Source organism: Nonomuraea sp. NPDC005983, assembly GCF_040614375.1.
Classification (GTDB): Bacteria; Actinomycetota; Actinomycetes; order Streptosporangiales; family Streptosporangiaceae; genus Nonomuraea.
In genome coordinates this window covers 37,767-50,631 of sequence record NZ_JBEXUP010000033.1, presented here as the reverse complement: position 1 = coordinate 50,631, position 12,865 = coordinate 37,767, and the positions used below count along the sequence as shown (strand labels likewise).

Genomic DNA, 12,865 nt, shown 5'->3' with positions numbered 1-12,865 from the left:
ACTGTGACTCACCCTTAACCCCCCGTTGCCACAAAAATCAACTAGAAATGCCGGAAATTCCCCCGCCAATCGCGCCTACGTTATCCAACTCTGCCGCCGCCTGATCTACGGGTGAGCCCGCCGAACAGATCAAATGGCTATCATTCGTACGAATATTTCAAAGGCGGGGTATGGATCGATCTGATGGCTTGCGCTTCTCGGTACTAGGCCCAGTGCGGGCGTGGCAAGGCGATGAGGAGCTCAACCTCGGCTCGCCACAGCAGCGCGCCCTGCTCTGCGCCCTCCTTCTCCATGAGGGCCGGGCGATCACCAGCGACGCGCTCATCGCTGCGATCTGGGGACAGGGCCCGCCCTCGCGCGCCCTCAGCACCCTGCGGACCTACGCCTACCGGCTGCGGAAGGTGCTGGAAGCCGACCGGTCGAGGCCCGGCCTGGTCGTCTCCGTGGGCACCGGCTACGCCATGTCCTTCCCCAGGGGCTCGCTGGACGCACTGGTGTTCGAGGAGGGGTACGCCGAGGCCGAGAAGGCCCGGACAGCAGGCGACCTCGCTCGCGCCCGCACGCTGCTGACACAGGCCCTCGGCCTGTGGCAGGGCGACGCCATGGACGGCACGGCCGGGCCGTACGTCGAGGCTCAGCGCGACCGGCTCGGCGACCGTCGGCTGAGCGCCCTGCAGGCCAAGCTCGAACTCGACATCGAGCTCGGACGGGCCATCGAGGCCGTGGCGGACCTGACCATGCTGAGCGCCGCGCATCCCCTGCGGGAATCGCTGAGCGGTCTGCTGATGCTGGCTCTGTACCGGTGCGGACGGCAGGCCGAGGCGCTGGAGGTCTTCGACCGGACCAGGCGGTTGCTCGCCGAGGACCTGGGCATCGACCCGGGAGGCGAGCTCAGGGCGCTGCATCACCGCATCCTCACCTCGGACCCCGACCTGTCGCCCGCCCGGCTCGACCCCAGACCCGACCCCGGGCCGTCGCCCGCCCCCCACGAGGCTCCACCCGCCGGACTCCCGCCGGTGGCCCAGCTACCCGCCGACCTGTCCGACTTCACCGGCAGGCAGGAGGAGGTCGCCCTCCTCACCGAGGTGCTGAAGTCCGGCTCCGGGCAGGCGACCACCGTGGTGAGCCTGTCCGGCAAGGGCGGAGTGGGCAAGACCGCTCTGGCGATCCACGTCGCTCACCTGCTCAGCGATGCGTTCCCGGACGGTCAGCTCTACATCGACCTGTGCGGAGCCGGAGGCCTGCCCGTCGAGCCCACTGCGGCGCTGCGCGAGTTCCTGTACGCGCTCGGCCGTTCGGACGCGGACATCCCGGACGACCTGACACAGCGGGCGGCCCTCTTCCGCAGCCTCATGGTCAACCGCAGGATGCTGGTCATCCTGGACAACGCCGTGGACGACACGCAGGTCAGGTCGCTCCTTCCCGGCACGGGAGGCTGCGCCGTACTGGTGACGAGCAGAGCCAAGCCCGCGGGGCTGCCGACGACCCGCAGAGTCGACCTCGACGTGCTCACGCCCCGCGACGCCGTGCAGCTGTTCACCAGGATCGTGGGGGAGGAGCGGGTCGTCACCGAGCCGGAGGCGGCGGAGGACGCGGTCGTCCTGTGCGGGTTCCTGCCGCTCGCGGTGCGCATCGCGGCGTCCCGGCTGGTCTCCAGGCCGCTGTGGACGATCTCCTCCCTGGTCGGGAGGCTGGCCGACGAGCGACGACGGCTGTCCGAGCTGCGGCTCGGCACCATGACCGTCGAGGTCACCTTCCAGCTCGGCTACGAGCGGCTCGGCGCGGATCAGGCGCGGGCCTTCAGGCTGCTCACGATCCCCGAGACCACCTCGTTCTCGCTGTCCGCCGCGGCGGCCATCCTCGGCCTTGAGCTGCTCGACGCGGAGGAGATCGTGGAGAGCCTCGTCGACCTGGGCATGCTTGACTCGCCCACCCCGGGCCGCTATCGCTTCCACGAGCTGCTGTGGCTCTACGGGCGAAACCTCGCCGAGCGGTCGGAGCAGCCGCACGAGCGCTGCGCCGCGCTCGTCAGGCTGCTGGACCACCTGCTTGCCACGCAGGTCAACGCCCTGCGGCTGCTCCACGCCCGCGCGCTCGTCCCCGCTCCGGCCGCCGGCGCGTCCTTCGCGTCGGCAGAGGAGGCTCGCGAGTGGATCGACACCGAGGCCCTGACGATGATCGGCCTGGTCACGCAGCTGGCCAGGGCTCCCCACAGCCCGCTGTCTCCGGCCGCCGACCTGCTCTTCTCCCTCGGCGTCCTGCGCGAGCACGGCCGCCACTGGGCCGAACTGGAGGGCGCGGCGGTGGCCGTCCTCGACGAGTCGGTGCGGCGGGGTCACCCCCGCGGCGAGGCCAGGGCCGCTTACACCCTCGGCTGGATCCTCGCCGCCACCGCCCGCGAAGAGCAAGCCCGGCAGCACATCGAGCGGGCGGCCGCGCTCTGCCGGAACGAGGACGACCGCGTCGTGCTGGCAGAGGCGCTCGGGCTGCTGGGCGAGTCGCAGGCTCGCGAGGGCTGAGCCGGCGCCTGCGCCCCATCGGCGTCCAGCGGATAAACGGGACGTCGGCCGTTCAGACATCAGCTGTCTATCCCGGTGGCACAGGATCGGCGTCCATGAAGACACGACTCGCCGGCGCCGTCGCCGGCCTTGCCACCGTATCGAGCCTCGTTCTCGTCGCGCCGCCCGCGCAGGCGGCCACCGTTGCGACCCAGTCCGTCTCCGCCCAGCAGCGGATGATCGTGCCCGTCCTCGCGAAGCGGGTGCTGAAGGAGGTGATCAAGGCGATCATCGACAAGTTCAAGCGGGACATCAAGAACCAGCAGGAGCTCACCGCCTTCGTCAACGACGCCCTCGCCAGCGAGTGGGCGCAGTTGACCAATGAGGACATGCGCCTCATCAAGTACCACGCCATCCTTATTCAGGAGAAACTCAACTACAACGCCGACGGTCTCGAATGCGATGACTGCGACCTCGACGGCGACGGCGACGCCGATGCGGCCGACGACGACGGGGTCAACGGTCCGTACGTGGACATCCCCGAGAGCGAGGTGGCCGACCGTGACGGTGCGGTCTTCAACGAGGACGGCACCCTGGTGTTCACCACCAGCTCGGGTGACAAGTTCGTCTACCGCCTCCTGATCGCCGAGCGGGGCGAGCTCAAGGTCCCGATCCGGGAGAACTACAACCCCAACGCCACCCCGCCGAAGCCGCCGATGCGCCACGAACTCGGCATCAGGACGGACGGCGACTGGCGTCTCAGCGAGGGCACATGGGGCGGCCACCACACCTACCGCTTCACCGATTACAGCAAGCCGAACCCCCGGTGGAAGGGCGACCTCAAGCTGGATCCGCTCAACCGGTAGCGGCTCGGCCCCGGCCGTACCCGCCGGCGGGTAGGGCCGGGGCCCCGGCGGGAGACTCCCCGGCGGAAAACTCGTCGTGTGCGCAGGACGCGGGCCGCTACGATCGGCGGACGCGTGATCATGGCACCAGGAACACGAGGGCTCTTCGAGGGGGCGCACCCGATGGCGCAGGCGTCGGAGCGACAGGCCGAACATCCCGAGCCGCTGGAGCGCGGGCATCCGTTCCGGCAGTGGAAGACGTGGCGGATACCCGGCACCGAGCTGACCCTCACCGGCTACTCCCGTGCCAACGACAAGACCTTCTTCCACCTCCCCGAGCTGCGTTGCAGCCTCGACGCGGGGTTGTGCGAAGGACGGCAGGTGGACACGGTCTTCCTGACCCACACCCACCACGACCACTCCAAGGACCTCGACTTCCTGGCTGCCCAGGGCGCGGACATCTACCTGCCCGCCGCAGCGGTGCCGTACGTGGAGTCCTACCTGCGCGCGTCCGCCGAACTGAACCACGGGCCGGGGTTCGACCCCGCCCTCGCGGGCGGCTACCGCCTGCACGGCGTGCGCCAGGACGACGAGTTCGTCTTCGGACGTCGCGGACACCACGTGCGCGTGGTGGAGTGCGAGCACAAAGTGCCCTGCGTGGGGTACGCCTACTCGGAGCGGCGCAAGGTCCTGCGGCCGGAGTTCGAGGAGCTCCGGCGGTCCCTGGAGCGGGAGGGCCGGGGCGCGGAGTTCGGCCGGATCATGGCGCGCAAGCGCAAGGAGGGGGCCGAGGTCGACGACGCGGTCCGGCGGCCGCTGTTCGCTTTCCTCGGCGACACACACGTCAACGTGTTCGAGCGGAACCCGTGGCTCTTCGAGTATCCGGTCGTCATCACCGAGTGCACCTTTCTCGACGACGCAGAGCTGGACCGCGCGGACCGGGTCGGGCACACGGTCTGGAGCAGGCTCAGGCCCGTGGTCGAGGCGCACCCGGAGACTCTCTTCGTCCTGACCCACTTCAGCCTGCGTCACTCGGATCGGGAGATCCTCGAGTTCTTCCGGCGGCTCGAGCCCGCACGGCCGGACAACATCCTGTTGTGGGTGCATCCGCGGAGCCGCCTGCCCGAGCAGCACCAGTCCGGCCGCTAGTCCTCCGAGAGCACGATCACTCGATCGCCCGGCTCGAACCGCAGCGACAGGGACTTGTCCGGGTTGAGCGCGACGCCGTAGCCGGGCGCCTGACCAGAGTCGGCCGCCCGCCGGTAGCCGATGGCCGTCTCGCCGCGTCGCCTGGCCGCCTCCAACACGGTCGCGAACGTCGCGGGAACGCCGACCTGGATGTAGTCCTCGGCGGGCTTGAGGTAGATCTCCGAACCCTGGTGGGAGAACAGCTGGTCGAAGACCTGCGCGAGGTGCCTGTTCTCGGCCAGCTGGGTGAGCAGCAGGCTGACCAGCTTGCCGCCGACCACGAAATCGTCGGCCCTGGCCACCTCGGCGAGGTGGCGGTTCCGCTCGTCGTTCATCTCGCTGACGATCGTGCCCCCTGTGCGCATGTCGCGCAGATGCAGCAGCGTCATGAGCGTGCGCGCGTCGGCTTTCCGCGCGTCGTACGCCTCGTCGGACAGGACGATCGTGTGGTCGTAACTGGGCACGTCCAAGGCCTTGAGGACGGAGCCACTGGTGGTGTCGCACTCCTCGGCGCTGACGAGCACACCGGCCGGAAGGGAGACCGCGTCGGCGGGCGCGCCCGCGAGATGGATCTCGGAGCCCGGCGGCAGGTAGGGGGCGAGCTCGCGCAGGATGCGGTGCCTGCGGCTGTTGGTGCCGAGGATCAACGTCCTGGACGCCTGCCTCCGCGCGGTCCGCGGGCCGCGGATCGCTTCCGGCACGACCACGGGAGCGGCGCCGGCCAGCCTGATCATCGAGTCGTCCGGCGCGATGAGGATCAACAGATCGCCCTGCCGGATCACCGTGTCACTCGGCGGGTTGACGACCACCTGGCCGTCGTTCGTTCGCAGCCCGATCAGCGTGGCGCTCTCGTAGGCGAACAGCGCTTCGCCGTACATTCTGCCGACGAGCACGGGCTCGGCGCGCATGTAGATCTCGTCACCGTCGAAGTCGAGCAGGTCGCTGTAGACCGCCGACAGCCCTGACTGGCGGCACGACTGCACGACGAGCCGTGCCGCGATGTCCTGAGAGTCGATCACCTCGGCGTGCGGGCCGCCCGCGAGGCGGGCGGCTGCCAGGTTGTCGCTGTCGGAGACGGCGGCCACGACGGGAGGCTGCACGCCGCTCCATGTCCTGCTGCTGAGCGCCAGCATGATCCTGATGAGCTCGGCGTCATCGGTGGGCAACACCAGGATGGAGGCGGCGGCGTCCGGGCTGACCAGGCGCAGCGCGGAATGTTCCGCGGGGTCGCCGGAGCGGCAGACGACGCGAGCCCGGCCGGTGTCACCCAGTCTGGCGCGCAGTTGCTCCTCCATCTCGACCTTGTCCATGTCGGCCAGCACGGCCACGACAGAGCGCCGCTCGCTCTCCTTCGCCTTGATCAGCTCCGTGACGATGGCGAAGATCTCCTCGGACCAGCCGAGGATGATCGTGTGGCCCTGCTCGACCACCCGGGAGCGGCCCTTGCGCAGGTCTTCGAGCTTGCTGTCCAGGCCGGCGCTGAGGACGCCGACCAGGGCGCTCACGACGAACAGGCCGCCGATCGTCACGACGAGCATCATGAGGACGAAGACCGGATTGCCGTCGTCGCCCCCCATCGTGCCCGGGTCCAGGGTGCGCAGCAGGCTCATCCAGGCGACCCCCCACCAGGAGTGCCCGTCGGCGCCCGACTCGGCGAACGGCCACGCCATGGTGGTCACCACGAGGATCAGGATCAGCGAGACGACCGCGAGCCAGCCGATGAGGGCAGGGGTGCCCTTGGACATGGTGTTGTCGAACCAATAGCGCAGGCGCTCTCTGGTCATGGTTGCTCAGCCTCGTCCTCGTGGGGCTGGTCGGCCTCGGGCAGCGCGTAGCCGCATTTGACGGGCTTCTGCGTGCCGCCTTCGGTGAAGTCGGGGTCGAGCTCGATGGCGTTGAGCGTGGTGGCCTCGACGGGACGGCGGATCGTCTCCGCCATGCCGCAGTCGTAGAAGACGTAGGTTCCCTCCTCCTCGCCGAGCAGCATCATCCGGTCCCCTTCACGCTCCTTGTCGAGCGGCTTGCCGTCGCCGTCCTGCACGGTGGCCCACTGGTTCTTCACTCCGACGAGATCGAGCACGTAGTTGCCGTTGCCGTTCTCGTAGATGTCCAGCGCGCCCTGGACCATCTGACCGGCCAGCAGGAAGCCGAGGCCCAGGCCGACGAGCGCGCCGGTGAGCACCTTCATCCCCGCTCTGCCGGAGGGACGCCGCCGCAGCAGCCGGTAGGGCACCAGCAGGCCGAAGACGGCGATGCCCAGAGCCGTGAAGACCGCGGCCCCGGCCGAGACGCCCTGGACGACCTTGAGATACCCCCAGTAGGCCAGGCTGGAGGCCAGAACGCCGATCACGGCCGCCAGCCAGGGCTTCTCCCTGAGCCTGTCGACCGCGCGGGCGGCTCTGCCCCCCAGCACGAGGTTGACGAGCCAGCCAAGGCCCACGATCGCTCCCACGACCGGGATCAGCCCGAGCAGGACCGTCACCAGCGTGCTGATGAGCCGGGCGAAGATCGTCGCCTGGTCGAGGCCCGCCTGCTCGGGCGTGATGCCGAAGACGTAGTAGACGTTCTGCAGACCGATGTAGAGGACCGCGTAGAGAGCGACGGCCAGCGGAAGGGCGACCGAGCCGATCTTCTCGAAGAGCTCCAGGACGCTGCCGCGGTCCGCCTTCGCCTCTGTGGGCTCCGCGCTGGGAGGAGGAGCGATGTGCTCGGTCATGACGGGTTGCTCGTGCGCCGGACGAGCATGGGACCGCTGCTGTGGATAGGGCTGATTGGTCATGACCGGAGAGCCTGGATCATCGTCGTGGACACCTGATTGACGGGACATTGACGGATATATCTGCCCGCGCTCGCTCGTGTTCGACGATCCGCTGGATGTGCCGGTCGTCGATCTCCGTCTGGAGGACCTCGGAGACCGTCCGTCCATCGATCATCAAGATCGTGCCGTCAGGATCCAGGAGTCAACGATGTTCGACCTGGAGACCTCTGATGAAGTGGAATGGGCTCACGACGAGCGCAGGCGCGCTGCTCCTCGCCACCCTGCTGTCCGCCTGCGGAAGCGCGGAAACGCCGGCACAGAAGCCGGCTGCGGCCGCGTCGGACGCCCCCAAGGCCGGAGGTAAGTTCGTCGCCGAGTACGGGAAGGCGACGACCGACGTCGCCACCGAGGGGCTGGAGCTGCTGCGGTCGGGCAAGACCCTCGAAGGCTTCGCCAGCACCCTCAACGAGACGCTCACCCTGCCGCACGACGTCACGCTGGCCGGTGCGCAGTGCGATGAGGTGAACGCCTACTACAGCCCGGACGAGAAGAAGATCACCATGTGCTACGAGCTCGTGGTCGACGGCTTCACCCGCTACGAGGACAAGGCCGAGACCGAGGAGGAGAACAACGAGCACGGCCAGGCCAACCTCGTCGACACGCTGTTCCACGAGCTCGGCCACGCCGTGATCGACATCTACGACCTCCCCGCCCTGGGCAAGGAGGACGACGCGGCCGACCAGCTGTCGGCCTTCCTCATGGCCCAGGGCGAGGACGACTCCTCCAGCGTCCAGACGATCAACTACTACTTCGATTCGGCCAACGACCAGGACCGGGCCGAGCTCCCCTTCTATGACGAGCACTCGATGGACGAGCAGCGGGCGTTCAACTACATGTGCTGGATCTACGGCTCCGATCCCAAGGCCTATGCCGACTGGGTCGGACCGGACGGGTTGCCGGAGAACCGGGCCGACAGGTGCCCCGGCGAGTACGAGAAGCTCTCCAACGCCTGGTCGAAGCTGTTGGAACCGCACTTCAAGGACTGAGCTGTCAGTGACACCGTCCTGCCGGCCCTACCGATCTTCGTCGCGTCAGCCGCCGACCGGCCCCGGCACGCCCGAGCGCACCGGAGAGCCGGGAGGTTCCGGGGTGACGATCGAGGTCAGGGCGAACCGCGGGACGCTGGCCGGCACACCATCGAGTACGGCCTGCCGTACGACGGGCTGGGTGAACCGCAGCGGCGACCCGTCACGCAGGATCCCCATGCCGACCAGTGCCGACAGAGCGGAGGCCGCCTGGCTGTCCGCCAGACCGGCCAGGTCGGCCACGGTATGGAAGTCGGCCGCATGGTCGAGCGTCGCGACCGCTCTGGCCAGCGTGGCGGCCCCGGGGCCCGCGTGGCGCAGTTGGCCGGCCGCCCACCGCGCGATGGATGTGGACCGCTTGCCCGTGGCCTGCGCCTTCAGGTGCTCGGCCAGCAGAAACGTGTTGCCGCCCGTTTCGTGCAGGCAGGAGGCGAGGAACGCGGGCTCCGGTTCCGCGCCGAACAGTTCGGCGGCGAGGGCCGCCGCCGCCTCGGCGGGCAGACCTCCCAGACACACCGGAGCGAAGAGTGAGCAGAGTGACTCAAGCAACTGATCGTCGCCGGCCGGGACACCGGTCGCCCTGGTCGCGGCGACCACGAGGGGGACCCCCTCGATGCGCCTGGCCAGGTAGGCCAGCCAGCGCAACGAGCCGGGGTCGCACCACTGCAGATCGTCGATGGCGATCAGCAGGGGTGCGCGCTCCGCGAGTCGCACGGCGAGCCGGTAGAGCGCGTGCAGCCCGTCGGGACCACCCGACGACGGCCGGTTGTGCCAGACGATGTCGGCCGCGGGCTGCACCGTCCCGCGGAGCAGTTCATGCCGCTCACTCTCCGGCATGGAGTACAGGATCGGTTCGAAGACCTGCCGGGCCACGCCGTAGTCGTACTCGCGCTCAAGCGGGTGCGCCTGCGCCCAGGCCACCTGGAAACCGCGCATGTCGGCCAGAGCCTCCACGCCCCTCAGCAGCTGGGTCCTGCCGACACCGGGCTCGCCGTCGAAGACCATGCTGCTGCCGCTGCCGGACTCCGCGTCGGCCATCGCCGCTCCGGCGGTCGCGAGCAGATCGTCCCGGCCGAGGCAGCGCAGGCGCGCGACCGGCCTCCTGATCGCCACCGGCGCCGGCGCCGGCGGCAGATCGAGATCGGCGGTCTGCGAGAGGATGCCCGCCTCCAGTTTGCGCAGCTCAGGCCCGGGGTCGACGCCCAGCTCCTCGGCAAGGTAGCCGCGGGCGTCGCGCAGCGCGGCAAGGGCGTCGCCCTGCCTGGACGAGCGATACAGGCCCAGAGCGAGCAGCCGCCAGCCCTCCTCACGGAGGGGATGGGCGCGCGTGTGCGCTTCCAGCTCGGGTACGGCCTCGCCGTGCCGCCCCAGCGTCAGCAGGGTGTCGAGCCTGCGTTCCACCGCGCCGAGCTGCAGTTCCTGCAGTCTGGCCACCTCCCCCTTGGCCCACAGGGCGTGCGTGAACTCGGCGTAGGCAGGACCGCGCCACAGGCCGAGGGCCTCGTCGACCAGGCCGAGGACGGTGCTCGGATCAGCGGCTCCCCTCGCCTGCTGCAGCAGCTGCTCGAACCTGGCCGAGTCGAGGGCCGCCTCGTCCACGCGCAGGACGTACCCGAGCGGCTCGGTGATCAGCACGGACGGCCGGCCTGCCTCCTGGGCGGGCGGCTCGACCACGCGGCGCAGCCGGCAGATGAACGTACGTAGCGACGACAGCGCCTGCGGCGGCGGGCACCCCTCCCAGAGATCGTCGATCAGCCGGGCGATGGGAAGGACCCTTCCCGGCGACAGCAGCAGCCGTGCGAGAACCTCCCTGTTGCGCGGCGTGCCCACGTCCAGGCGATCATCCCCCCGCCATACCTCAACAGTTCCTAACACGCCGAAATGCATCGGCCTCATCGTTGACCCCCCAACGGTTCCGATCTGAACGGAGGCCATGGTGATGGGGGCCGGTAGACATCTCATAGACGAAGCATCGACGACCCCGTCGATGCCCCCCACGGTTCGCGCGAGCCGGTCGGGGCCGTCGCGTCAGCCGTGGCTGAGCAGGCGTCGCAGGAACTCCTCCATGGCCGCCTCCGCCGTGGCCTGGTCGCGGCCCCTGGCTACCAGCAGGGCGCTCTCGTTGATCGCGGCGAGCAGCATGTGCGCGTGGAGGTCCAGGTAGGCGGCGGGGATCGCGCCCGTCGCTCCCAGGGCTCCCTTGATCATGCCGAAGGAGTAGCGCTCCTCCAAGGCCCGCCAGCGCTCCCAGCCGATCACCGAGGGGGCGTCGATCAGCACGATGCGCTGGATCACCGGGTCTCCGGCCAGCCGCACCCAGGCCAGCGTGCCCGCCTTCAACATCTCCGCCGGGTCGGCGATGCCCTCGACCGCCTGCACGATCCGGGCGAGGATCGCCGCCTCCGTGGCCTCCAGCACCGCCTCGAACAGGGCGTCCTTGCCCGCGTAGTGGTGGTAGAGGGCCCCTCGGCTGAGCCCCGACTCCTGCAGGACCGCCTCGATCGAGGTGCCCTCGTAGCCGTGCTCGGCGAACAGTCGCGTGGCGATCGCGAGGAGCTGGTCGCGGGTGGCCGCGCCGCGTTCCGCCTTGAGGTTCATGCCTCCACTGTAGACAAACCGACAGTCAGTCGGTAATTTCGTAGACCGACAGTCGGTTTGTAATCCTGGAGGCGAGCAACCATGGACGGCATCTCCTACGTGGACGTCGGCGACGGGCCCGTCAGCCTGTTCGTGCACGGCGTCGGCACCAGCTCGTACCTGTGGCGCAACGTCATCGCCGAGTTCCGGGACGAGCGCCGGTGCCTCGCCATCGACCTGCCCCTGCACGGCGGCAGCGCGTCGCGCGACGACCTGTCCATCCCCGCGCTCGCCGAGGCGGTCGAGGAGCTCTGCGCAGGGCTCGGCCTGGACCAGGTGGACCTCGTCGCCAACGACACGGGCGGCGCGGCCGCGCAGGTCTTCGCGGTGCGGCACCCGGAACGGCTGCGCTCGCTCACGCTCACCAACTGCGACGTGCACACCAACACCCCGCCCGACGCGTTCAAGCCCACGGTCGAGCTGGCGGCCCGCGGGGAGCTGGCCGCGCTGACGGCCGTCGCGCTCGAGCAGCCGGAGCTGCTGGTCCACACCGCGTTCGGCGACGGCTACGAGCGCATCGAGGACCCGGCGTACCTGGTGGACCACTACCTGCGGCCGATCCTGGACAAGCCCGGCGGCGGGCAGGCGTTCGAGCGCCTGCTGACCTCCATCGACGCCGAGGACATGGTCGCCATCGAGCCGCGGCTCGCCGAGCTGACCGTGCCGACCCTGGTCGTGTGGGGGACGGGCGACGTCTTCTTCGACGTCAGCTGGGCGTACTGGCTGCGCGACACGATCCCCGGCGTCAAGGACGTGGTGGAGATCGAGGGGGGCAGGCTCTTCTTCCCCGACGAGCGCGCGGGCGAGCTGGTGCCGCACCTACGCCGCTTCTGGGGCTGACCCGAGCGGTCAGACGAGCGGGGTGAGGTACTTGTCCAGGTCGTCGAGGATCTTGCCCGCCGCGGTGACCCCGATGCCCAGCATCCAGACCTCGTCGTCGACGTTGTGGACGTGGCCCGCCTTGACCGCGGCGAGGTTCTTCCACAGCGGCCCGCCGGTCACCGCCGCCTGGCTCTTGGCCGCGGCCTCCCCGTACGCGGTGTAGAAGATCGCGTCGCCGTCGGCCTGCGCGATGTTCTCCTGGCTCAGCTTGCCGAAACGCTTGTCCTGCTGCGCGGCGAGCTGCTGTGCCTCGGGCCGGGGGATCCCCGCGTCGCCCACCACGATGCCGCTGAAGGACTCGGGCCCGTACATCCGGATCTCGGTCGGCATGAACCGCACGATGCTCACCTTCAGCGTGGAGAACCTGGCCCCGACCTCTTTGGCCCGCTTCTCGTAGGCCGACAGGAGCTGCGTGGCCTGGTCCTTCTTGCCCAGCGCCGTCGCGTCCAGGAGGAAGTTCTCCTTCCAGGTGACGCCGACCTTCTCCGTGAACACCGTCGGCGCGATCTTGCTGAGCTTGTCGTAGAAGGCGGCCTGGCGGAACTTGGTGCCGAGGATCAGGTCCGGCTTCAGCGCCATGATCGCTTCGAGGTTGGGCTGCTGGAGGGTTCCCACCGCCTTCGTCGCTGACAGCGCGGAGCCCAGGTACGTGGGCCACGCCTGGCTCTCCGTCGCCTGCGCCGCGCCGACGGGGGCGAGGCCGAGGGAGACCATCGTGTCGAGCTTGTCGGTGTCGAGCACCACGACCCTCTTGGGGGACTCCGGCACCTTCGTCTCGCCCATGGCGTGCTTGACGGTCCGGGTGGGGCCGGTCTCCTGGGAGGAGGTGGAGGTGCCGCATGCGGCGAGGGTGAGGAGGGGCAGCACGACGGCGGCGGCCAGGCGCAGGCGCATGAAAATTCCTTGATCTATTAGGTTAGGCAACCCTAAGCCTAGCGCCGCTCATGCCCGCAATGCGGGGTGTGAGTGGTC

At 69.4% G+C, this 12,865-nt stretch carries 10 protein-coding genes; 5 read left to right on the top strand and 5 right to left on the bottom strand.

Annotated features, from left to right (window positions below; all coding sequences use genetic code 11):
• Positions 1-212 precede the first annotated feature (212 nt).
• The 3 genes from ABZ297_RS17360 to ABZ297_RS17350 all read left to right on the top strand — a co-directional run bounded on the left by ABZ297_RS17360 (position 213) and on the right by ABZ297_RS17350 (position 4,492).
• Positions 213-2,519, top strand: a complete 2,307-nt coding sequence (locus ABZ297_RS17360) for a BTAD domain-containing putative transcriptional regulator (RefSeq protein WP_355346436.1) — start codon at positions 213-215, stop codon at positions 2,517-2,519.
• A 95-nt stretch (positions 2,520-2,614) separates the two neighbouring features.
• The gene (locus ABZ297_RS17355) at positions 2,615-3,364 is read left to right on the top strand and encodes a hypothetical protein (protein ID WP_355346433.1); all 750 of its coding nucleotides are present in this window, start codon (positions 2,615-2,617) and stop codon (positions 3,362-3,364) included.
• 120 nt (positions 3,365-3,484) lie between these two features.
• The gene (locus ABZ297_RS17350; RefSeq protein WP_355346487.1) at positions 3,485-4,492 is read left to right on the top strand and encodes an MBL fold metallo-hydrolase; all 1,008 of its coding nucleotides are present in this window, start codon (positions 3,485-3,487) and stop codon (positions 4,490-4,492) included.
• On the opposite strand, the gene ABZ297_RS17345 is transcribed toward ABZ297_RS17350, so the two are convergent.
• Both ABZ297_RS17345 and ABZ297_RS17340 read right to left on the bottom strand, forming a co-directional pair.
• Positions 4,489-6,315, bottom strand: a complete 1,827-nt coding sequence (locus ABZ297_RS17345) for a potassium transporter TrkA (protein ID WP_355346430.1) — start codon at positions 6,313-6,315, stop codon at positions 4,489-4,491. The two genes, ABZ297_RS17350 and ABZ297_RS17345, sit on opposite strands and share 4 nt — an antisense overlap.
• Entirely contained in the window at positions 6,312-7,247 is a 936-nt protein-coding gene (locus ABZ297_RS17340; RefSeq protein WP_355346427.1) for a hypothetical protein, read from the bottom strand. Before ABZ297_RS17340 ends, ABZ297_RS17345 begins: the two co-directional genes overlap by 4 nt.
• Before the next feature lie 272 nt (positions 7,248-7,519).
• Here ABZ297_RS17340 and ABZ297_RS17335 point away from each other — a divergent pair, with 272 nt between their 5' ends.
• Positions 7,520-8,335 carry a DUF4344 domain-containing metallopeptidase gene (locus ABZ297_RS17335; RefSeq protein WP_355346424.1) on the top strand — a complete coding sequence of 272 codons (816 nt, stop codon included), beginning with the start codon at positions 7,520-7,522 and terminating at the stop codon, positions 8,333-8,335.
• 45 nt (positions 8,336-8,380) lie between these two features.
• Here ABZ297_RS17335 and ABZ297_RS17330 read toward each other — a convergent pair whose 3' ends face one another.
• Both ABZ297_RS17330 and ABZ297_RS17325 read right to left on the bottom strand, forming a co-directional pair.
• Complete coding sequence (locus ABZ297_RS17330; protein ID WP_355346421.1) at positions 8,381-10,249, bottom strand: BTAD domain-containing putative transcriptional regulator; 1,869 nt, start codon at positions 10,247-10,249, stop codon at positions 8,381-8,383.
• 153 nt (positions 10,250-10,402) lie between these two features.
• Positions 10,403-10,972: a helix-turn-helix domain-containing protein gene (locus tag ABZ297_RS17325; RefSeq protein ID WP_355346418.1), complete on the bottom strand. Its 570-nt coding sequence runs from the start codon at positions 10,970-10,972 to the stop codon at positions 10,403-10,405.
• Positions 10,973-11,053: 81 nt separating this feature from the next.
• On the opposite strand from ABZ297_RS17325, the gene ABZ297_RS17320 reads away from it, so the two are divergent.
• On the top strand, positions 11,054-11,851 hold the full coding sequence (locus ABZ297_RS17320; RefSeq protein WP_355346415.1) for an alpha/beta hydrolase: 798 nt from the start codon (positions 11,054-11,056) through the stop codon (positions 11,849-11,851).
• Between the two features lie 9 nt (positions 11,852-11,860).
• On the opposite strand, the gene ABZ297_RS17315 is transcribed toward ABZ297_RS17320, so the two are convergent.
• Entirely contained in the window at positions 11,861-12,787 is a 927-nt protein-coding gene (locus ABZ297_RS17315; protein ID WP_355346412.1) for an iron-siderophore ABC transporter substrate-binding protein, read from the bottom strand.
• Positions 12,788-12,865: the final 78 nt, after the last annotated feature.